Here is a 20,566-nt window from a genome sequence, read left to right as displayed (position 1 = left end):
GTCATCCCCCGACCGCCAGAACTCCCAGCGCCGCCCCGGCGACGACGCACCCCACCACCCAGATCGACAACCAGATCGCGGCCCGGCGCAGCGCTACCGCCTGCGCCTGGACGCCGATCGCGTCGTACGCCCGGTGCACCCGTTCGGGCCGCGTCGCCGGACCGTGCCGGGCGTACGCGCGGATCGCCTCGATGGGACCGGCGAACGCGTACACCAGATCGGTCCGGGCCGGGGCCGCGGCCGGCAGCGGGTCGCGCTCGCAGCGCTGTTCGGCCGCGAACACCTCGGCCAGCCAGGCCTCGGCCCACGGGTGCGGCGACTCGATGGCGATCTGCCCGCGCGGCCCGGTGCCGAACGGCTCCGCCAGCACCACGATCAGCGGCTCCCAGCGGGCGTCGGCCCAGTGCTCCCGTAGCGCCTTCAGGACCGCCTCCTCGCTCTCCGCGACGCGCGCCGAAGGATCGTCGGGGTCGGCGTGCAGGAGGGTCTGCTCGACCCAGTGCCGGCCGGCGAGAGCGCACAGCACCACGATGAGGAAGCCGAACCGGTCCTGGGCGTAGAGCAGGCCCGGCGTCAGGTTCCAGCCCTGGGCGGTGTCGTACCGCATGCGCCGGATGCCGCCGTACTCGTAGAGCTCCGTGCCGCGCAGGACGGTCGGCGGCGGATCGGCCTGGGTGGCGGCGTCCGTGTCGATCAGCACGTAGCCGCTGCTGTCCTGGTTGGCACACCAGCAGACGTTCTCCGGCTTGATGTCGCAGTGCGCCCACTTGAGCTGGTGCAGCTGGTCCAGTCCGGCGGCCAGCAGCCGGAAGTCGCCCAGGTGCTCGGTGCCGGGCCAGCGCCGTACCGGCTCCCAGCGGAGCAGGTCGATCTGCGGCGACACCGCCAGCAGGTAGAGGTCGGGCCGGGCGCCCTCGCCGATCCAGGACGGCAGCCGGCGGTGCAGCTGCGCGACGATCTGGTCGGACGGGGTGCCGAGCCGGGTGGTGACCGCGCCGGACAGCTGTTCGAGCTGCCCGTCACCCCGGACGACCTGCACCGGGACCACCGCCCAGGGCGGTTCGACCGGGGTACGGCGGTCCGTGCCCCCGAGATAGCGGTTCGCCCGTTGCAGCGCCGTCGCCTGGCCGTGCAGGTGCTGGCGCAGGGCCTCGGTGTCGCCCAGGTCGGCGCAGCCGTAGATCTTCACGTGCCAGTTCGCCCAGCCGTCGCGCTCGTTGCTCGCGGTGGTGAAGATGACCTGGGTGTGGATGCGCCGCAGCTGACCGGTCGCGTCGCCACCGATCGGCGGCACGTCGAAGTCGACGCTCTTGCGCTCGTGCCCGCGCGGCGGGGCGACGGTCAGCAGCACCTGCCACTGCGGTCCGCTCAGGTCGATGACCATCGCGGGCTCGTCCGGATCAGCCATGGCCGTCCTCCCAGGCGAGGTGGTAATCGAGCAGGGTGGACGAGGTGGTGCCGTCCGCGTAGCCGATCGAGCCGGCCGCCCCGGCCTGGATCAGGTGGCCGCCCGCGTGCAGCGGGACGCCGTCGATGGTGACCAGGTAGTCCGGCCGGATCCGGGACCGGGCGAACTCGACGCGGCGGCCGTCGTGCCGCAGGTAGAGCAGCTCGCCGCGGGGCAGGAAGGTCGCGTACTCCGGCAGGCGCACCGAGGCGTCGCGGATGGCCCGGCCGGTCCAGCGGCCCAGCGGCACCCAGCCGGGCGCGGACGCCAGGTGGCAGACCCAACGGAAGTCGGCGCCGTACCGCAGGGTCAGGTGCGCGGTCGCCGGCGCGACGTGCACCTGCGGTTCGGCGCGCGTCAGCGGCAGCGTCTGTTTCGGCGCCGGCAGGGCCGGCGGCTGGATCAGGAACACGTGGCCGGGCTCGGGCAGCGCGGGGTCGACGGCGAAGCCGACCGAGACGACCCGCGCCCGGGGCAGCTGCGCGTCGACGTGCTGGTTGATGATCCGGTGCACCTTGCCGCCGAACTCCCGGCTCATCGGCGCCAGGGTCAGCACGGACACCGAGATCCGCAGCGAACCCGGATCGAGCCCACCGGCGTTGACGATCGTGCAGTAGCGCTCGACCGCACGCCGGAAGGCGTCGAGGACGCCCCGTTCGTAGTGCGGGTCCGCCGTACTCATTCGGTCTCTCCGATCGCTGTGCCCATCGCCCCGGCGAGTTGCCGGGCCCGCAGGTCGCCCCGCGCGCGGTCGCCCGCCTCCACGACGACCGCGTAGCCGAGCGGACCGCGGGGCGTGTCCACGAACCCGCCGGCCCACGAGGTCCGCCCCGGGAAGTGGCCGGTGCTGCCGCCGGCGAGCGCCTGCCGGAGCCGGCGGCTCGCCTCGGCGGTGAGCGCCTGCTCCGGCTCGGCGGCCGCGACCCGGGTGGTGCGGCCGGTGGCCGGGTCGGTGACGCTGCTGATCAGCCGGGGGTGCACGACCCGGCCGCCGTTGGCGACCGCGGCCAGCACGGCCGCCAGGGCCAGCGGCGTGCCCGCGATCCGCATCGACTGCCCGGCGTACGCGTCCAGCCCGTCGACGGCGGGCACGCACGAGGCGGCGGCACCGACGAGGCGACCGGCCGGCCACGGATCATGCGGGGGGCAGCCGTCGGTCTGCAGCCCGAAGCGGTGCGCCTGCTCGGCCACCGCCGGCCAGCCCAGCCGGCCCGCGAGCGCGACGAACATGTCGTGGCAGGACGCCGCGAGGGCGTCCGGCACGCTCGTACCGGGGCAGTCGCCGGCCGGCGGCGGGTCGCCGCCGGCGTCGCTGTCCAGGTAGGCCGCGGCGACCACCACGTCGAACGCGGAACCCAGCCCGTAGCGCCGCCCGATGCCCCGGTTGACCTGCGCGGCCAGGTCGGCGGCGGGCACCGGCCGGGCGGTGTGCGACCACCGCCAGCACGCCTCCTGGCCGGCGCCGTCCCGGCTGCGCCGCGGGCACCACGGATCGGGCCGGTCGTCCGCGAGCCGCCCGCCGGGCCCCGGCCGCACGTAGTGGTCGTGCGCGGCGGCGAACTTCGCGGCGGCCTTCGCTTCGGCGCGGGTGCCGGGGTCGGTCCCGGACGGTACCGGCGTGCTGGCGCTGACGAGCACGTCGCCGCCGGTCGCGTCGAGCACGACGATCCCCGCCGGGCCGCCGCCCCGCAGCGCCTCGGCGGCGGCGTGCTGCAGCCCGGGGTCGAGCGTGAGGCGGATCTCGCCGTCGACCTTGCCGCCGCGGGGCGCGGGCAGGAGGCGGTCACCCAGCCCTCGTCCCGCGGTGCCGGAGACCACCGCGGGATAGGAGCGTTCCACCACCCCGGCCGGGCCGTCGCCGACGCGGATCAGGCCGGTGAGATCCGCCGGGGTCAGCCCGGCCGGCCGGCTGGCGGGCGCCGGTGTCCACCCGTCGCCGGCGCGGTCGAGAACGAAGCCGGGACGGTCGCCGAAGCGCAGCTCGATCCGGGTGCGCGCGCGGGCGATGAGGTCGGTCGAGCAGGCGGCGGGGTCGGGCGCCGGGGAGGTCAGGCCGGCGCGATCGGCGGTACGGGCGGGGCAGGTGGCGCGGTGCGGGTCGTACGCGGTCGGCAACCGCAGGCTGCCGAGCCGCGGCGCCGAGTAGGGGACGACGGTCAACCCGGCCACGATCACCACCATGGCGCCGACCGTGCCGGCCGACGTGCCGACCCGCGCGGGCCCGGCTGCGCCCGGCATCGGTGAAGGCTGTCCCGCCCGTCCGATCGGCGTGCCGAACCGTCTTGTCCAGCGCGGCGTGCCGCGCTTGCCGACCCGCGCGGGCCCGGCTGCGCCCGGCATCGGTGCCGGCTGTCCCACCCGTCCGATCGGCGTGCCGAACCGTCTTGTCCAGCGCGGCGTGCCGCGCTTGCCGGCCGGCGTGCCGAACCGTTGGGTCCAGCGCGGTCTGCCGCGCTCACCGGCCGGCGTGCCGTATCGGCCGGGTCCGAACGAGCCGGCTGGCGTCCCGGCCCGGTGGGAATCGAACGGGCCGGCTGGCGTGCCGGCCCGGTGGGAATCGAACGAGCCGGCCGGCGTGCCGATCCGGTGGGAATCGAGCGGGCCGGCCGGGTGCCGGGCCGAGGCGCGCGCGATCAGCAGGGTCAGGATGATGCCGAGCGCGATCGCCAGCGTCGACTGCCCGCCCCGCGACAGCAGCGGCGCCGGAATCCCGCTGTGCGGCACCAGATTGGCGGTGGCGGCGAGCACGAACAGGAACTGACCGACGATCATCGCGCCCAGCCCGGCACCGAAGAGCATCGCGACCGGGGGGCTCTCGTAGCCGGGCGGGGGCGCGTTCGCCCGCACCAGTCCGGCCCCGAGCAGCACGACCAGCAGCCCGGCTGCGATGACGACCAGCCCGCCGAGCTTGTTCCAGACGACGGCCAGCACGAAGTCGGTGGCCCCGGCGGGGACGGCTCCCGAGGCGGTGTCGCGCAGCCCGCGCCCCCAGAGGCCACCGTCGGCGGTGGCCGCGATCGCCCGGGCGACCTGCGAGCGCTCACTCTCCACATCGGCGGCGAGCGAGCGTCGGCACGGCACCTGCCCGGCGGGCACGGCGGGCCCGGACCCCGCGGGCCCGGCCACGATCATGCAGGCGGCATCCCAGCGGAACGCCCACGGATCGTTCCAGACCAGGCCCCGCTCCCCGACGTAGTCGGTGCTGAGCAGGCTCACGCCCCCGACGATGAAGAGCACGGCAAGAGCGATGAAGATCCGGTACGCGGACAGCATCCGAACCGCCCACCCGGCCCGCCCGGCGTCCCCGCCCCGGTCCAGCTCCACGTTGCGCCGGGTGGCGGCCCAGGTCACGCCGGTGGTCATCAGCGCGGCGGGCACCACCGTGCCGAAGTCGTGCCGCAGGCCGCTGGCGACGGCGACGAGCCCGAACAGGGCCAGCGGCAGGCAGAGGAAACGCCCGGCCCGGTACAGCGCGCGCGCCGTCGACCAGCGCCACAGGCTGCCGGCGCCGGCCCGGATGTCGCGCCAGGTGTCCAGGACGCTGACGGCCCGGAAGCGGAAACTGTCGCGGGCGACCACGAACGACAGCGCCCCGAGCAGGAGCAGCTTGCCGTACTCCGGGGTGGCGACCGGCCCGGCGGTCAGCGCGACCGGACCGGAACCGAGGAACAGGGGAAGGACGAACGGGAGAACCACGACGACGAGCAGCGCCACCGAGAGCGAAGCGGAATGGATCTGTCCCAGCCGGTCGGTGCGCGTCGCCCAGCCGACGGCAACCCCGGCGGCCCGGCGCATCCGCCGCCCGGCCGGGGCGGTCGTGCGGCTCAGCCAAACGATCAACCCGAGCACGACCGCGATCCCGACGGCCGGCTGGCCCAGCGCCGACCAGGCCCGGCGCAGGGCATCGGGTGCGAGGCCGTCGGTGAACGTCCCGGCCGGATCGGGAACGACCGTCAGCCGCACCACGAGCAGGGCGCCCAGTTCGAGCAGCAACGTGGCGGCCGTGAGCACGGCCAGGACCGGGCCGGAGACCGCGAAGACGCGGCCGTTCGCCGACAACCTGCCGCACATGCGCAGCCCGGCGCGGCCGAGGCCGGTTACCGCGGCGGCCGCGGCGGCGACCCAGAGCACGTAGGGCGCCCCGGCCAGCAGGAACGGGAGGGCGAGCAGCAGCTGCGGAGCCCAGAGTGCGAGCGCGGGCCAGTCCCGCAGGCCGCGGCCCCGGGCAACCGTGGGTCGCAGCATCCACCGGCAGGCCCCGGTGACTCCCCAGAGCAGGCCGGCGAGAACGGCGAGCGTGCCGAGGGACGGCCCGGTGAAAAGATCCACGATGACGATGTGCCGACACCTCCGCCCGTGGCATTAATTCGATGGTTCCTGCATTCCCGGAACAGTGCGGACGACGTGGCCGGAGATACAAAATGTAAGCCAGGGGAACGGGATCACGTAAATGGCCGAATGGCCCACATCGCCCCGGAAGAGTGACCGTCCACGACCGGGGTAAGCGGAAGGCCCAGGGTGCCCGGGCTGCCGGCGGTGACCGGCCACAGTTCGCATGTCCCCTGGTCGTCGAGCCGGATCAGCACCTCGGTGCCGGTATGTGCGGACGCCTGCGCGCGGGCGCGGCGCGAATAGCGGAAAATCTCTCGTAGAGTTGCCCTTATCGCATTCCGCCGGACTTCACCCGGGCGGATGACGGCCATTCGGTGGGCCCATCCCGGCGAAAGTCCGGCGGCAACACCTATCCTGCTCGCGTGGGACTACGGTTCGAGACGCGCGCGTCCGACTCGCCATGGGTGGACACCGTGTGGACCTGCACGAGCGACCAGGTCGTGGAGATGACCTCCGTCGCGGCGGTGTGCTGGGGCCTGGTGTTCTGGGAGCGCGACGGCACGTCGTACGCGAGCATCTCCGGCCCCGAAACCAGGACCGGCACGGCGCCGGTGCCGGAGGGCGCCACCTTCGTCGGCATCGAGTTCGCCGTGGGCACGTCGCTCCGGCTCGTGCCCACGCCGGCCCTGGTCGACCGGGGAGTCGAGCTCCCCGACGCCACGCACCGGACGTTTCGCCTGGACGGCCGGCGCTGGGCGACACCCGGCCCCGACGACGCCGAGGACCTGGTCGACCGCCTCGTCCGGGCCGGCGCCGTGGTCCGTGACCCGCTCGTCACCGATCTCCGCCGGGGCCACCGTCCAGCGGTCTCGGGGCGCACCGTCGAACGCCGGTTCCGGGCGGCGACCGGGCTCACCCAGGGCGCCGTGCGGCAGATCGAACGCACCCGCACGGCCTCGGCGCTGCTGGCGGCCCGCGTCCCGGTCGCCGATGTGGTCGCCGGGCTCGAATACTTCGACGAGCCGCACCTGGCCCGCGCGCTGCGCCGCTACGTCGGGCGTACGGCACGCCAACTCCGCGAGGGCACCGGCGGCGCGATCGCCCTGGCGCTGGGTCAGCCGACGACGTCGTAGATCAGCTTCACGATGCCGTTCGGATAGGTCGCGGATTCCCGTACCCTCAGGGCCTGCTTGTCCTTGTCAGCCCTGCTGAACAAGCTCTTTCCGGCGCCGAGCAGCACCGGGAAGACGAGCAGGTGGTAACGGTCGATTAGGCCGGCATCCGACAGGCGTCGCGCGAGCTCCGCACTGCCGTGGATGAAAATCGCGCCACCCTCGCCCTTCTTGAGCTCGGCGACGTCCTCGGTCGAGCGCAGGATCGTCGTCGGTCCCCATCCCTCGACGACGGCGTCGTCGGGCAGGGTGGTCGAGACCACATACTTGGGCAGCTCCCGGTAGGCGGCATGGTCGTCCGAGCCGGGCCAGGTCAACGCGAACGCCTCGTAGCTCCGGCGGCCGAACATCAGCGCCGTGGTATCCGCGAGCTCCTCGCCCTTGAGCGAGAATGCCTCGGGCAGAAACTCGATGTCGTTGACCACCCAGCCACCGCTGCGGTGCTCCTCGCCGGGCCCACCGCCGGGGGAGTCCAAAACGCCGTCGAGCGAAACGAACCCGGTATAGACCAGATCACGCATGTGCCGTTCTCCTCATAGCCGGTCTGTTGTAGCCAGTCTCTTCGAAGCCAGTCTCTCCGTCAGGTGCATCGACAGGCGGGCCGGGTCGATGCGTCCCCGCCCCACGCTAGGAAGCGGCCACCACGGCCGTCTTGGACGAAAACGACGGCAGCGGTGCATCTTTTTTGCTGCGTCTTGGCCGCTTCCGGCGCTCCGGTGGCGAGCAGGCCGCGGATGGCGGGCCGGATGAGGTGGATGTCGGCCCTGCTCTCGACCATCGTGGCGCGCGGGATCGTTTCGGTCAGCGATCGAGCGTGGGCGAACGGCGCGCCTGGTCATCGGCGAGGATCTCGCTCGCTCCCTCGCTCCCTCGCTCCCTCGCTTGCTCGCTCCCTGCCGACCGGAGCCGTGGTCCGTGGTCCGTGGTCTGTGCTCCGTGGTCCGTGCTCTGTGCTCCGTGGTCTGGGGTCTGTGCTCCGTGGTCTGGGGTCCGTGCTCCGTGGTCTGGGGTCCGTGGTCTGGGGTCCGTGGTCGGGGGTCCGCGGTTCGCGGTTCGCGGTTCGCGGCGAAATGTCAGTGTTCGGCGGCGGGTTGAGCGGCGATGCCGCTACGCAGCATTGCGACAACACGACAGGCGTGCGCGGGGTCGGCGGCGAGGGCGGCACCGCTGGCGAGCGTCAGCACGTCGGTAGCGGTGACATCGGAGCGGAGTCCCGGCTGGGCGCGCCGGACCAGGTCTTCGGCCGTCGAGGTGATTGCCGCGTGCCATTGGTGGAACAGCGTGGTGCGGCGCTCGGCGGCCCCGTCCGTCGCGGCCAGCGCGAGTGGACGCTTGGTGGCCACGTGCATCACGAACTCGTCGAGCCAGGCGAACAGCGCGTCCATCGGCTCGGTGGACTCCAACAACTGCGCACCGCGCTCGCACAGAGCGGTCACCTCGTCGGCGTAGACGGCCACGAGCAGGTCGGCGCGGGTCGGGAAGTGCCGGTACAGCGTGGCATTGCCGACGCCGGCCCGTCGGGCGATCACGTCGAAGGCAGCGTCGTTGCCCGCCTCTGCCAACACCTCGCGGGCGGCGGCGACGAGCCGGGCGGCGTTTCGGGACGCGTCGGCCCTCGGGCCGCGCTTGCTATCCGGGGACATCCCCGTATACGGTACCGGCAAGTAAACGGGGAGTGCCCCACTTAGCGTGGAGGACCCGCGGTGGCCCTGACCACGGACGACCGGATCGCCATCACGGATCTGATCAACCAGCACGGGCACCTGACCGACCGCGGCGACTTGGAGGGCCTGGCGGCCCTGTTCACCGCGGACGTCACCTACGACGTGTCCGCCCTGGGAGGGGCCGCGCTGGTCGGTCTCCCCGCAATCCGCGAAGCCGCGCTGGCCCTGGCCGACGGCAATCCGGTCGCGCACCACGTGACCAACATCGTCATGCGCGAGACGGCGGACGGCAGCGTCCACGCCCTGTCCAAGGGGCTCGGGATCATGGCGGACGGATCGGCCAACAGCGTCACCTACGAAGACACCATCGAACGGACGGCCGCCGGCTGGCGCATCACGCACCGCATCATCCGTCCCCGGCGCACGCCCCTGCGTGACTGACCACCGAACAAGATCAAGCGCTCGCTCGCTGGTTGTGGGCGAGGTGGGTGGTTCGTTGTTGCTGGGCTCCCCGGCTGCGGGCGAGGTGGGTGGTCCGTCGGTGCCGGGCTCGCCGGCTGTGGATCAGTCGACCAGGCCGGACTGATAGGCGAAGACCACCAGTTGGGCGCGGTCGCGGGCGGACAGCTTCACCATGGCCCGGCTGACGTGGGTGCGGGCTGTGGCCGGGCTCAGGACCAGCCGGGCGGCTATCTCGTCGTTGCTCAGGCCCTCGCCGACCAGGCCGACGACCTCGCGTTCGCGGTCGGTCAGGGCGTCGAGGCGGGGATGCGGTCGCAGCACCCGGGTCGGCCGGGAGGCGAATTCGCGCACAACCCGGCGGGTCACCGAAGGAGACAACAGCGCATCGCCGGCGGCGACCAGGCGGATCGCGCGGACGAGCTCGGCGGGCTTGGTGTCCTTGATGAGGAAGCCGCTCGCACCGTGGCGCAGGGCGTCGAAGACGTAGGCGTCGATCTCGAAGGTCGTCAGCACGATGACCCGGGTGCCGGTGAGGTCGGGGTCCGCGGCGATGCGGCGGGTCGCCTCGATGCCGTCGATGCCCGGCATGCGCACGTCCATCAGCACCACGTCGGGCCGATGGGCCCTGGCCTGCTCGACGGCGGCGAGGCCGTCCGCCGCCTCGCCGGCCACAATCATGTCGTCCTCGCTGGTCAGCAGGGTGCGCAGGCCCAGCCGGACCAGATCCTGATCGTCCGCGATAAGCACCCGGATCGCGGCGCCCGAGGTCATCGCCGCACCCGAATCCATGGACGCGCGACGCAGGGGGTCATCGCCTGGTCCGGCGGTCATCGGCGCGCTCGATTCCGTGGAGGGCGGGGGTGGGGTTGTCGGCCCGGGTTGGTGGTCGGCGCTGTGCTCGAATGCGTGGACGCGTGATGCACGGGGTTGTTGTCTGGCTTGATCGACATCGGCGCGCCCGAATTGGTGTAGGGGTGGGGTTGTCGCCCGGGTTGGTGGTCGGCGCCGTGCTCGAATGCGTGGACGCGGGACGCGTGGGGTTGTTGCCTGGCTTGGCGGTCCTCGGCGTATCCGATTCCGTGGAGGAGCGGCATGGGGTTGTTGCTTGGTTTGGTGGTCATCGGCGCACCGGGAGGTTTGCGGTTACGGTGAAGCCGCCTTCTGGGCGGGGGCCTGCGGTCAGGGAGCCGCCGAGGGCTGACACGCGTTCCTTCATGCCGGCTAGGCCGTGGCCGTGCGGAGCCGGCTGGGTTGGTCCGCCGCGGCCCGTGTCGCTGACCGAGATTTTCAGGCCGTCGCTTGTCAGGGCGAGGCTGACCGATGCCGTTGCCGTGCCCGCGTGCCGCAGGACGTTGGTCAGTGATTCCTGGACTATGCGGTAGGCCGCCAGGTCGACCGCCGCGGGCAGGGCGGTCAGCGGACCGGCCAGCTCGACCGCCACCGGGACTCCCACCGCGCGGGTGCGGTCGACCAGCGCGTCCAGGCGGGCCAGGCCCGGGGCGGGGGAGCGGTCGTCGACGTCGTCGCCGCGGCGCACCGCGCCCAGGGTGGCGCGGAGCTCGTCGAGGGACTCGCGGCTGGTGCGGCTGATCGCGGTCAGCGCCGCCTCGGCCTGCTCCGGTTGTTTCGGGAGCACGTGCAGGGCGATGTCCGCCTGCATCATGATCGCGGCGAGGCCGTGGCCGACCACGTCGTGCACCTCCTGGGCGACCCGGAGGCGTTCGGCGTCCGCCTGCCGGCGGGCCTCGTCGCGGCGGTTTTGCAGCACCTGCTCGCGTCCCACGCGCACGGTCACCCCGATCGCCAGCGGGCCGGTGATCCAGGCGACCTGCGGGGCGACCGCCTCCATGGTGAAGCCGTCACCGGCCAGACCGGAGAGGAGCAGCAGGGCGAGCGCCCCCGCGGCCGCGATCGCCGCCGGTCGCAGCGGGCGGTGCGCCGCCACCGAATACATCGCGATCGCCAGGCTCAGCAGGATCGGCCCGAACGGGTTGCCGCCCAGCAGATAGAGGCACACCGCCACGGTGGTGATCGCCAGGACCGTCACCGGCAGCAGGCGCCGAGCGGCCAGCACCACGGCGGCGGTGATCACCAGCGCGTACGCCCAGCCGGAGATCGACGGGATGCCCTGGTTGCGGCCCGCGGGCGCCGTGCCGAGCAGGCCGATCGCCAGCAGTGCCAGCGCGAGCAGCCCGTCCGGCAGGTATCTCCGCACGCTTTTCATGGCGCTCACAGGATGTCACGCCGACGCAGCAGCACGCCGCCCAGCGCCGCGAACACCAGCAGATAGGCCGCCACCACCAACGCCGCCTGGCCGCCGCCGACCAGCGCCTCAACGCCGGGAGTGTCCGCACCCGCGCCGAGCGCCGAGACCACCGAGCCCGCATTCGGGCCGGGCAGGGCCTTTTGCAGCTGCGCCACCGACTCCAGCAGCGGCGCGGCGATCAGGGCCAGCAGATTCTGGACCGCGAGCAGCCACACCAGGCCCAGGCCGACCGGCAGGGCGACCCCGCGCAATGCGATGCCCAGCAGCGCGCCGAGCACCGTCCACATCGCCGCGATCAGCCAGCCCGCGCCGATCCCGGTCAGCAGCTCACCCGCGCCCGGCCAACCGATCGTCCGGTCCTCGGCGAGCGCGACGGCAACGCTCGCCACCGCGCCCACGGCGAAGACGGCGAGCACCCCGGCCAGCGCGGCCAGGCAGACCGTGACGAGCTTGGCGGCATACACCCGAAGGCGGTCCGGATCCTGGGTCAGGACCGTCTTCCACGTGCCGAAGGCGTATTCGCTGCCGGCCGCCAGCACGCCGAGGATCAGCATCAGCGCGCCGAGGAACACCGGCAGGCCGCCGATCGAATTGCCGACGAGCTGCTCCGGCAGCAACGCCGCCAGGCCACGGTCGGCGCGGGGCCCGCCCGTGCCGCCGGCATAGCCCGCGTATGGAATCAGGTAGGTGAAGGTCAGGCTCAGGCCGAGGGCGATCGCCAGCAGTGCCCAGATCGCCGGGCGGCGGACCAGCTTGAGCGCCTCGGCGCGGATGTCGTCACGCATGGCTTTCTCCGGAGGTCAGGGCGAGGAAGGCCGCCTCGAGGCTGCGTTCCTCGGCGCGCAGCTCGCTGACCGCGATGCCCGCGCCGACCAGCGCGGCGTTTATCTCGGCGGCGCGCGCCGGTGGCACGCTGAGCCGCAGGCCGCCGTCGGTGACCTGGACGGCCGCCGCGCCGAGCAGGCTTCGGGCCCGTGCCGCGGCGTCCGCCAGCGGCGTCGCGACCAGCCGCAGGCCCGGCTCGCCGCGCAACTCGGCGACCGTGCTCTCGGCCACCAGCCGCCCGGCCGCGATGACGCCCACCCGGTCGCACAGCTCCTGCACCTCGGTCATCAGGTGGCTGGAGAGCAGCACCGTGCAGCCGGCCGCGGCGAGGCGGCGGACCAGCAGCCGCATGTCGGCCATGCCCGCCGGATCCAGGCCGTTGGTCGGCTCGTCGAGCACGACCAGGCGAGGGTCTTTGAGCAGGGCCGCGGCCACACCGAGGCGTTGCTTCATGCCGAGCGAGTAGGCCGCGAAGCGGTCGCCGGCCCGGTCGCTCAGGTCGACCTGGTCGAGCACGGCAGCGATCCGGCCGGGCGCGACGCCGGCGTGCCGGGCCATGACCCGCAGGTTGTCGCGGCCGCTGAGGTATGGATAGAAGGCTGGCCCCTCGACGAGCGCGCCGACGCCGTCGAGCCGCCCCGGTGGCCGGCCGAACAGGCGCACCTCGCCGGCGGTGGGCCGGATCAGGCCCAGCAGCATGCGCAGGGTGGTGGTCTTGCCGGCGCCGTTGGGACCGAGGAAACCGTAGACCTCGCCGGTGCGGACGCGCAGATCCAGGCTGTCGACGGCGGTGAGCGTGCCATACCGCTTCGTGAGTCGCCGGGCCTCGACGGGTGCTGTCATGGGCCCATCGTGCTCGGGGGCGGGGTGGGGCGCGTCCGCTCAGAAGCGACGTTTTCCGTACGCCTCAGGTCGTACGGCTGGGCTCAGAGCAGCTTGCGCAGCTTCAGCAGGTCGAAGGGGTTGGCCTTGATCGTCACCTGGCGCGACGCGATCGCGCGGGTGACGTCGAGCCGGCCGGTGACCAGCGCGATCAGGTCGTCGCCGGCGGCGGTCAGGGCGATCTTGGCCTTCGGGTCGTCGCCGTCGGCGATGTCGACCAGGCGGCCGCCGGTCAGCCGGGCGTGGAAGGCGGCGCCCAGGTCGCTCACCCGGCAGGCGAGGGTGCGCTCCAGGTCGAGCTTGCCCCGGGTCTCCGCGTTCGCGTCCAGCCGGGCGGCAAGATCATGCAGCGCCTGCCGGCACTCGTCCACGCTGGCCAAGTCGAACCTCCCGCACCACGCCACCTCGACGCTCCGCACGGTACCGCAAGGCAGCTGCGGGTGCGCCCGGTAGCGTGGCACCAGCACACGCGTGGCGCGGGTCGGAGGGGAGCAAGATGCAGGACGCATGGCGGGCGTATCTGGAGATGGCGCTCGGATTGACCGAGGCACCCCGCAAGCGGGCCCAGCAGGTGGCCGGCCAGCTCGTGAACCGTGGCGGCGCGACCGCCGTGCAACTGCAGGGCCTGGTGGAGGATCTGCTCTCGACCGGCGTGGCCAACCGCGAGGCGCTGACGAACATCGTCCGCTTCGAGGTGGACCGGGCGCTCGGGCTGGTCGGTCTGGCCACGGCCGACGAGGTGTCCGACCTGAACAGCCGGGTGCGCGATCTGGAACGGCAGCTGCGCCGGGCGCGCGCGAGCGCGGCTGACGGCGGTACGGGAGCAGCCGGCGTCGAGGCGACAGAGACAGCCGAGGCGGCAGAAGCAGCCGAGGCAAGCGAGGCGGCCGAGGTGACCCTGGCTGAGCCGGGGCCGGCCGATGTCGCGCCTCCGGCGAAGAAGGCCGTGGCGAAGAAGACGGTGGCGAAGAAGGCTGTGGCGCGCAAGGCGGTCAAGGCGACTCCGAACGCGATGCCGGCCGCCGCCACACCGACGACGAACGCGATGCCCGCCGCGGCGGTGCTGGCCCGGAAGGCCGGCCCGACCACGAGCGACGGCTCTGCCGGGGCCCAGCCCGCGCCGGCCAAGGCGACGACGCCGGGAGCGGCCCCCGCCAAACGCGTGCCGGCGAAAGCCACCGCCCCGGCGAAGGCCGCTCCGAGCAAGGCCGCTCCGAGCAAGGCCGCTCCAGCGAAGGCTGCAAGGGCTGCGAAGGCCGCGGGGGCTGCGAAGGCCGCGGGGGCTGCGAAGGCCGCGGGGGCTGCGAAGGCCGCAGGGGCTGCGAAGGCCGCGCCTGCGGAGTCGGTTACTCCGGCGGGAACCGCGGCAGCGCCGACCGCGCCTGTGAAGGAAGCCGCGGCGGCGACCGAGCTACCGCCGGCTGTCCCCGCGGCGAAGAAGGTCGCGGCCAGAAAGAAAGCCACCCCGGCAACGGCGACCCCGGCAACGGGCGCCGGTGGCAGCACCGGTACAGGCACGCCGGCGGATGATGCCACCACCAGCGCACCGGCGAAGGCGACGAAGAGCGCACCGGTCAGGCCCGCGAAGAGCACTCCTGCCAAGAAGGCCGCCAAGAGGGCATCCAATCCCGATTGATTACCATTTCGTGGGGTTCGACCCCTCGGCAACACCCTCACACTGCACCGACAAAACACCCAAACGACGGCGCTGCGTTGAGATCTCGGTAGCCACTGGCCCCCTGGAGGGCCAGAAACTACCAAGATCTATCAAAGCGACCCGATACCACGCGACCAGGACGATCAACCCCGCCACGCCGGAGGCCACGCCGTGTCGTACCCGCATCAGCCACCCCGCCCCGGCCCGCAGCCCGGCGGTTTTCGTCCGGGCCCGCCTCCCGGCGGCTACCGCCCGAGCCCGCCCCCGGCCGGACAACCACCGGCCGGGCAGCCCCACCTCGACCAGCAGCCGGCTGGGCAGCAGCCGGCCGGGCAGCACGCCCCCGCGCCGAGCGCACCGGAGCACCGCCCGGACGCGGCCAACGGCACCGGGCACCCCGCGGTCGACGCCGTGCTGCAGTCGCTGGCCAACGCGGCCGCCCTCGCCCCGGGCGACCAGATCGCCGAGTACGAGGCCGCGCACCAGGTGCTCCAGGAGACCCTGGCCGGCATCGACCGCTGATCCCCGTACCGGAGAAAAGGTTCTGATTGTCATGGCCCGCCGTGCGCGTCTCGACGCCGAGCTCGTCCGCCGCAAGCTGGCCCGGTCCCGGGAGCAGGCCGCCGCGCTCGTCGCGGCCGGCCGGGTCCAGGTCCGCGGCACCGTGGCGCAGAAGGTCGCCACCATGATCGACCCGGCGGATCCGGTCGTCGTCACCGGCGACGATCCGGCCACCGAGTATGTCTCCCGGGGCAGTCACAAGCTGGCCGGCGCCCTGGCCGCCTTCGCCGGGCTGGGCGTGGCGGGCCGCCGGTGTCTCGACGCCGGCGCCTCGACCGGCGGCTTCACCGACGTGCTGCTGCGCGGGGGCGCCGGGCACGTCTACGCCGTCGACGTCGGTTACGGCCAGCTCGCCTGGCCGCTGCGCACCGACGAGCGGGTCACCGTCATGGAGCGCACCAACGTGCGGACCCTGACGCCCGACCTGCTCGGCGGTCCGGTGGATCTCACCGTCGCCGATCTGTCGTTCATCTCGCTGCGGCTCGTGCTGCCCGCGCTCACCGCCTGCACCGGCACCGACGGCGATCTGGCGCTGATGGTCAAGCCGCAGTTCGAGGTCGGCAAGGAGCGGGTCGGCTCCGGCGGGGTCGTCCGGGATCCGCTGCTGCGGGCCGAGGCCGTGCTGGACGTGGCCGCCACCGGCGCCGGGCTGGGCCTCGGCGTCGCCGGGGTGGCCGCCAGCCCGCTGCCCGGCCCGAGCGGCAATGTGGAGTTCTTCCTGTGGTTCCGCCGGGACGCGCCGCCCGCCGATGCGGCCCGGGTGCATGCCGTTGTCGCCGCCGGGCCGTCCGGCACGGTAGCCTCCGCCGGGCCGGCATCGCCGCCGGTTTCGCACCTGATGGAGGATTCGTGACGCGGTCCGCCTTGTTGGTCACCCACACCGGTCGCCGGCAGAGCACCCAGCATGCCCAGACCGTCGCCCGCGACCTGGTCGCGGCCGGTTTCGAGGTACGGGTGATGGCGCAGGAGGTCGCCGACCTCGAGTTGCCGCCCGGGGTGACGCCGGTCGACGATCCCACGGCCGCCGAAGGGGTGGAGATCGTCGTCGCGCTCGGCGGGGACGGCACCTTCCTGCGCGCCGCCGAGCTGGCCCGCCCGGCCAAGGCTCCGCTGCTGGGCATCAACCTCGGCAAGGTCGGCTTCCTGGCCGAGGTCGAGCTGAACAACATCGACCAGACCGTTCGGGACATCGTCGCCGGCGACTACACCGTGGACGAACGGCTCACCCTGGACGTGCGCGCCGAGTACGACGGCCGGCTGATCGCCGACTCATGGGCGCTCAACGAGGTCAGCGTCGAGAAGGGCCAGCGGGCCCAGATGCTCGAGCTGCTCGTCGACGTCGACGGGCGGCCGCTGTCCCGGTACGGCTGCGACGGTGTTGTGTGCGCCACACCGACAGGCTCCACGGCGTACGCGTTCTCGGCGGGCGGCCCGGTCGTATGGCCCGAGGTCGAGGCGCTGCTGCTCGTGCCGATAAGCGCACACGCCCTGTTCAGCAAGCCGATCGTGACCGCGCCGACGTCGGTGTTCGTGCTGACCGTCGACCCGTACACGTCGTTCGCGGTGCTCTGCTGCGACGGCCGGCGCACCTGGGACCTGCCGCCGGGCGCCCAGGTCACCGTCCAGCGCGGTGAGCTGCCGGTGCGGCTGGTGCGGCTCGCGCCGCGGCCGTTCACCGACACTCTCGTGGCCAAGTTCGCCCTGCCGGTCGACGGCTGGCGGGGCAATCGCCGCTGATCGAGGATTGTTCACGACCGACCTCGATCCGGGCCTTCCCGCAGCCCCGGCACTCGATCTCCACCGTCGTGAACGATCCTCGTCGACCGGACGCGGTGGGCAATTGTCGGTGGGCACCGATACTGTTCGCCCTGTGCTGGAGGAACTGCGCATCACCGGGCTCGGCGTCATCGACGACACGACGTTGCGGCTGACCACGGGCATGAATGCCATCACCGGCGAGACCGGTGCCGGCAAGACGATGGTGGTGACCGGCCTCGGGCTGCTCTTCGGCGGTCGCGCCGACGCCGGCCGGGTCCGCGCGGACCCGGGCCGGGCGGTGGTCGAGGGCCGGTTGCGCCTCGCCGGATCGCTCGGCGACGCGGTGCAGACCCGCATCACCGACGCGGGCGGCGAGATGGACGACGACGGCTCGGTGCTGCTGAGCCGCACGGTGACCATCGAGGGCCGCTCGCGGGCGCACGTCGGCGGCCGCAGCATGCCGGTGGCGATGCTCAGCGAGGTCGGCGAGCAGCTCGTGGCCGTGCACGGGCAGTCCGACCAGCTGCGGTTGCTGCGCCCGGCCGAGCAGCGCGCCGCGCTGGACCGGTTCGCCGGCCCCGGCCACGAGAAGCTGCTGGAGTCCTATCGGGAGGCCTTCACCCGCTGGCGGGCGGTGGTCGAGGATCTGGCCGACCGGCGCCGGCACGCCCGCGCGCGCAGCCAGGAGGCCGACCTGCTGACCCTGGGCCTCGACGAGATCAACAGGGTCGACCCGCAGCCCGGCGAGGACGACGACCTGCGCGCCGAGGTGCAGCGCCTGGAGCACGCCGAGGGCCTGCGCACCGCCGCCACGATCGCCGCGCAGGCGCTGGCCGGGGGCGTGGAGGCCACGGAGGAGACGGCGGACGCGACCGTGCTGCTGGGCGCCGCGCGGCGCACGCTGGAGGCGCAGGCCGGGGTCGATCCGGCGCTCGGTGAGCTGGCCGCCCGCGTCGAGGAGGCCGCCACCCTGGTCGGTGACGTCTCCGCGGAGCTGTCCGCCTACCTGAGCGCGCTGGACGCGGATCCGGCCCGGCTGGAGGTCATCTACGAGCGGCGGGCCGCGCTGCGCGCGCTGACCCGTAAGTACGCCGACGATGTCGAGGGCGTCATCGCCTGGGCGGACAACGCCCGGAGCAGGCTCGCCGCGCTGGACAGCTCGGACGATCTGCTCGAGGAGCTGGACAGGGAGCGGCAGCGCCTGGCCGTGACCGTCGGTGAGCTGGCCGCCAGGCTGACCGCCGCGCGGGTCGAGGCCGCCGGCCGCTTCTCCGACCAGGTCAGTGTCGAGCTGGTCGGCCTCGCCATGCCGCATTCCCGGGTGGACGTCATCGTGCAGCCGCGGGTCGGCGGGCGGGACGAGCCCACCGTTCCGGTCGACGGCGCCGAGACCGCGGTCGGGCCGGACGGCGGTGACGAGATCGAGCTGCGGCTGATCGCGCACCCCGGCGCGCCCGCGCTGCCGCTGCAGAAGGGCGCCTCGGGCGGCGAGCTGTCCCGGGTCATGCTGGCCATCGAGGTGGTGTTCGCCGGTGCCGGCGGCCCGCCGACGCTGGTCTTCGACGAGGTCGACGCCGGGGTGGGCGGGCAGGCCGCGGTCGAGATCGGCCGCCGGCTGGCCCGGCTGGCGCGCACCCACCAGGTGCTGGTCGTGACCCACCTGCCGCAGGTCGCCGCGTTCGCCGACCGGCATCTCGTGGTCGCCAAGGACACCAGCGGGGCGATCACCACCAGCGGGGTGCGCATCGTCGAGGAGACCGAGCGGGCCCGCGAGCTGGCCCGGATGCTGGCCGGCCTGCCGGATTCGGATCTGGGCATCGCCCACGCCGAGGAGCTGCTCGCCGTCGCCGACAAAGAGAAACGCGGCTGACCGGAGGACGGGGCCGACCGAGGAAGACCGGGGAACGGGGAAAGCTACGATGAGTGACGGGTAATACATCCCTTTTGTCGGTGACCTTGTGCATGTCGCGTGCGGCACAGATGAAACGGCGTGTCAGGATGGCCTGGATGCGACTTCCCACCTTGCGCCGGACCCGGAGCGTCGAACCGGGAGTCCTTTCCGGCACCGCTCGACTCGATCGCCGGACCAAGCGCCTGGTCGGAAGACTGCGCCCCGGTGACATCGCCGTGATCGACCACGTCGACATCGACCGCGTCGCGGCCGACTCGCTCGTCGCCGTCGGCGTCGCCGTGGTGCTCAACGTCAAGCCCTCGATCTCCGGCCGCTATCCGAACCTCGGGCCCGAGGTGCTGATCCAGGCCGGCATCGTGCTCATCGACGACCTCGGCGAAGAGGTGTTCGACCGGATCAGCGAGGGTGACGTCGTCGGCGTCTCCGACGACACCGTGCTGCTCGGCGGCGAGGCGATCGCCACCGGCATCCGGCAGGACACCCAGACCGTCGCCGCCGCCATGGCCGACGCCCGAGAGGGCCTGTCCGTGCAGCTCGAGGCCTTCGCGGCCAACACCATGGAATACCTCAAGCAGGAGCGTGACCTGCTCCTGGACGGCGTCGGCGTGCCCGACGTGCAGACCCGGATCGCCGGGCGGCACGTGCTGATCGTCGTGCGCGGTTACGACTACAAGGCCGACCTGGACGTGCTGCGGCCCTACATCCGCGAGTTCAAGCCGGTGCTGATCGGCGTCGACGGCGGCGCGGACGCGCTGGTCGAGTCCGGCTACACGCCCGACATCATCATCGGCGACATGGACTCGGTCACCGACGACGTGCTGCGCTGCGGCGCCGAGGTGATCGTGCACGCATACCCGGACGGCCGGGCCCCGGGCCTGGACCGGGTGCACGGGCTCGGCGTGCCCGCGGTGACCTTCCCCGCCGCCGCCACCAGCGAGGATCTCGCCATGCTGCTGGCCGACGAGAAGGGCTCGACACTGATCGTGGCCGTCGGCACGCACGCCAACCTGGTCGAATTCCTCGACAAGGGCCGCGGCGGCATGGCCTCGACGTTCCTCACCCGGCTCAAGGTCGGCGGCAAGCTGGTCGACGCCAAGGGTGTGAGCCGGCTCTACAAGCAGAACATCTCCGGTTCCTCGCTGGTGCTGCTCGTGCTCTCCGCGATCGCGGCGATGGCCTCCGCGATCACGGTCTCCACGGTCGGTAAGGCCTATCTCTCCGTGATGTCCGAGTGGTGGGACAATCTGGTCTTCCAGTTAGGACAGCTCTTCTAATCCGCGAGTGACTCAGAGGCTTTGGCGTGATCAACTTCCGGTACCACGTGGTGTCGCTCACCGCGGTCTTCCTCGCCCTGGCGATCGGGCTGGTGGTCGGCACCGCCGCGCTCAACGGGCCGGTCGTCGACACGCTCAAGGACCGCGTGGACGCGCTGAGCAAGGACAACAGCAACTATCGTGACCAGGCGAATCAATACCGCGATGAGCTGAGCCGCACCCAGGAGTTCGCCACCCAGATCTCGCCCGGGCTGCTCAACGGCAAGCTCACCGGCCGCAAGATCCTCGTCGTGGTGATGCCCACCGGCCAGGACTACGCCGAGGGCACCATCGCGATGCTCAAGGTCGCCGGGG

Annotated in this window: 19 protein-coding genes; 9 read left to right on the top strand and 10 right to left on the bottom strand. The window is 73.0% G+C overall.

Translation table 11 applies throughout. The features are described 5' to 3' along the window. Position 1: 1 nt before the first annotated feature. Genes DMB66_RS55075 through DMB66_RS55065 form a run of 3 tightly spaced genes read right to left on the bottom strand, consistent with a single transcriptional unit; the run spans position 2 to position 5,776 of the window. The gene (locus DMB66_RS55075; protein WP_125812015.1) at positions 2 to 1,408 is read right to left on the bottom strand and encodes a hypothetical protein; all 1,407 of its coding nucleotides are present in this window, start codon (positions 1,406 to 1,408) and stop codon (positions 2 to 4) included. Next, entirely contained in the window at positions 1,401 to 2,129 is a 729-nt protein-coding gene (locus DMB66_RS55070) for a hypothetical protein (protein ID WP_125812014.1), read from the bottom strand. Before DMB66_RS55070 ends, DMB66_RS55075 begins: the two co-directional genes overlap by 8 nt. After that, positions 2,126 to 5,776, bottom strand: a complete 3,651-nt coding sequence (locus tag DMB66_RS55065) for an FtsW/RodA/SpoVE family cell cycle protein (protein WP_125812013.1) — start codon at positions 5,774 to 5,776, stop codon at positions 2,126 to 2,128. Before DMB66_RS55065 ends, DMB66_RS55070 begins: the two co-directional genes overlap by 4 nt. A 425-nt stretch (positions 5,777 to 6,201) precedes the next feature. Here DMB66_RS55065 and DMB66_RS55060 point away from each other — a divergent pair, with 425 nt between their 5' ends. After that, positions 6,202 to 6,912 carry a helix-turn-helix domain-containing protein gene (locus tag DMB66_RS55060; protein WP_125812012.1) on the top strand — a complete coding sequence of 237 codons (711 nt, stop codon included), beginning with the start codon at positions 6,202 to 6,204 and terminating at the stop codon, positions 6,910 to 6,912. On the opposite strand, the gene DMB66_RS55055 is transcribed toward DMB66_RS55060, so the two are convergent. After that, the gene (locus DMB66_RS55055; protein ID WP_125812011.1) at positions 6,894 to 7,472 is read right to left on the bottom strand and encodes a dihydrofolate reductase family protein; all 579 of its coding nucleotides are present in this window, start codon (positions 7,470 to 7,472) and stop codon (positions 6,894 to 6,896) included. The two genes, DMB66_RS55060 and DMB66_RS55055, sit on opposite strands and share 19 nt — an antisense overlap. A gap of 552 nt (positions 7,473 to 8,024) precedes the next feature. Next, positions 8,025 to 8,594 (bottom strand): TetR/AcrR family transcriptional regulator, encoded by a 570-nt coding sequence (locus DMB66_RS55045; protein WP_125812010.1) that lies wholly within the window; start codon positions 8,592 to 8,594, stop codon positions 8,025 to 8,027. 60 nt (positions 8,595 to 8,654) lie between these two features. On the opposite strand from DMB66_RS55045, the gene DMB66_RS55040 reads away from it, so the two are divergent. Continuing rightward, positions 8,655 to 9,056: a nuclear transport factor 2 family protein gene (locus tag DMB66_RS55040; protein ID WP_125812009.1), complete on the top strand. Its 402-nt coding sequence runs from the start codon at positions 8,655 to 8,657 to the stop codon at positions 9,054 to 9,056. Between the two features lie 123 nt (positions 9,057 to 9,179). Here DMB66_RS55040 and DMB66_RS55035 read toward each other — a convergent pair whose 3' ends face one another. The 5 genes from DMB66_RS55035 to DMB66_RS55015 form a co-directional block, all read right to left on the bottom strand. Next, entirely contained in the window at positions 9,180 to 9,848 is a 669-nt protein-coding gene (locus tag DMB66_RS55035) for a response regulator transcription factor (RefSeq protein ID WP_125812008.1), read from the bottom strand. Between the two features lie 346 nt (positions 9,849 to 10,194). After that, on the bottom strand, positions 10,195 to 11,301 hold the full coding sequence (locus tag DMB66_RS55030) for a sensor histidine kinase (protein ID WP_233625527.1): 1,107 nt from the start codon (positions 11,299 to 11,301) through the stop codon (positions 10,195 to 10,197). Between the two features lie 5 nt (positions 11,302 to 11,306). Then, positions 11,307 to 12,128 (bottom strand): ABC transporter permease, encoded by an 822-nt coding sequence (locus tag DMB66_RS55025; RefSeq protein ID WP_125812006.1) that lies wholly within the window; start codon positions 12,126 to 12,128, stop codon positions 11,307 to 11,309. Continuing rightward, complete coding sequence (locus tag DMB66_RS55020; protein ID WP_125812005.1) at positions 12,121 to 13,011, bottom strand: ABC transporter ATP-binding protein; 891 nt, start codon at positions 13,009 to 13,011, stop codon at positions 12,121 to 12,123. Before DMB66_RS55020 ends, DMB66_RS55025 begins: the two co-directional genes overlap by 8 nt. A gap of 83 nt (positions 13,012 to 13,094) precedes the next feature. Next, complete coding sequence (locus DMB66_RS55015) at positions 13,095 to 13,430, bottom strand: SCP2 sterol-binding domain-containing protein (RefSeq protein ID WP_125812004.1); 336 nt, start codon at positions 13,428 to 13,430, stop codon at positions 13,095 to 13,097. A 191-nt stretch (positions 13,431 to 13,621) separates the two neighbouring features. Between DMB66_RS55015 and DMB66_RS66360 the strand changes: the two genes are divergently transcribed. From DMB66_RS66360 to DMB66_RS54980, 7 genes are all read left to right on the top strand, one after another. Beyond that, entirely contained in the window at positions 13,622 to 14,686 is a 1,065-nt protein-coding gene (locus DMB66_RS66360) for a hypothetical protein (protein WP_370321237.1), read from the top strand. Positions 14,687 to 14,878: 192 nt separating this feature from the next. Then, complete coding sequence (locus DMB66_RS55005; protein WP_125812003.1) at positions 14,879 to 15,229, top strand: hypothetical protein; 351 nt, start codon at positions 14,879 to 14,881, stop codon at positions 15,227 to 15,229. 31 nt (positions 15,230 to 15,260) lie between these two features. Then, the gene (locus DMB66_RS55000) at positions 15,261 to 16,121 is read left to right on the top strand and encodes a TlyA family RNA methyltransferase (RefSeq protein WP_125812002.1); all 861 of its coding nucleotides are present in this window, start codon (positions 15,261 to 15,263) and stop codon (positions 16,119 to 16,121) included. After that, positions 16,118 to 17,005, top strand: a complete 888-nt coding sequence (locus DMB66_RS54995; RefSeq protein ID WP_125812001.1) for an NAD kinase — start codon at positions 16,118 to 16,120, stop codon at positions 17,003 to 17,005. The genes DMB66_RS55000 and DMB66_RS54995 overlap by 4 nt, the downstream gene beginning before the upstream one ends. Positions 17,006 to 17,138: 133 nt before the next feature. Next, a complete protein-coding gene (gene recN / locus DMB66_RS54990; RefSeq protein ID WP_125812000.1) occupies positions 17,139 to 18,896 on the top strand; it encodes a DNA repair protein RecN in 1,758 nt (585 codons plus the stop codon). Between the two features lie 137 nt (positions 18,897 to 19,033). After that, on the top strand, positions 19,034 to 20,212 hold the full coding sequence (gene steA, locus DMB66_RS54985) for a putative cytokinetic ring protein SteA (RefSeq protein ID WP_125811999.1): 1,179 nt from the start codon (positions 19,034 to 19,036) through the stop codon (positions 20,210 to 20,212). Positions 20,213 to 20,238: 26 nt separating this feature from the next. Then, the coding region (locus tag DMB66_RS54980) for a copper transporter (RefSeq protein ID WP_158647679.1) at positions 20,239 to 20,566 on the top strand (328 nt) is incomplete at its 3' end.

It is taken from the genome of Actinoplanes sp. ATCC 53533, assembly GCF_003947245.1.
This window is presented reverse-complemented; position numbering and strand designations above follow the sequence as displayed.

Coding starts and splice junctions, on each gene's coding strand:
- DMB66_RS55030 (WP_233625527.1), bottom strand. CDS start 11,301: ATGAAAAGCGTGCGGAGATACCTGCCGGACGGGCTGCTCGCGCTGGCA.
- DMB66_RS55070 (WP_125812014.1), bottom strand. CDS start 2,129: ATGAGTACGGCGGACCCGCACTACGAACGGGGCGTCCTCGACGCCTTC.
- DMB66_RS55000 (WP_125812002.1), top strand. CDS start 15,261: ATGGCCCGCCGTGCGCGTCTCGACGCCGAGCTCGTCCGCCGCAAGCTG.
- steA (WP_125811999.1), top strand. CDS start 19,034: ATGCGACTTCCCACCTTGCGCCGGACCCGGAGCGTCGAACCGGGAGTC.
- DMB66_RS55020 (WP_125812005.1), bottom strand. CDS start 13,011: ATGACAGCACCCGTCGAGGCCCGGCGACTCACGAAGCGGTATGGCACG.
- DMB66_RS55035 (WP_125812008.1), bottom strand. CDS start 9,848: ATGACCTCGGGCGCCGCGATCCGGGTGCTTATCGCGGACGATCAGGAT.
- DMB66_RS55045 (WP_125812010.1), bottom strand. CDS start 8,594: ATGTCCCCGGATAGCAAGCGCGGCCCGAGGGCCGACGCGTCCCGAAAC.
- DMB66_RS55055 (WP_125812011.1), bottom strand. CDS start 7,472: ATGCGTGATCTGGTCTATACCGGGTTCGTTTCGCTCGACGGCGTTTTG.
- DMB66_RS55075 (WP_125812015.1), bottom strand. CDS start 1,408: ATGGCTGATCCGGACGAGCCCGCGATGGTCATCGACCTGAGCGGACCG.
- DMB66_RS55025 (WP_125812006.1), bottom strand. CDS start 12,128: ATGCGTGACGACATCCGCGCCGAGGCGCTCAAGCTGGTCCGCCGCCCG.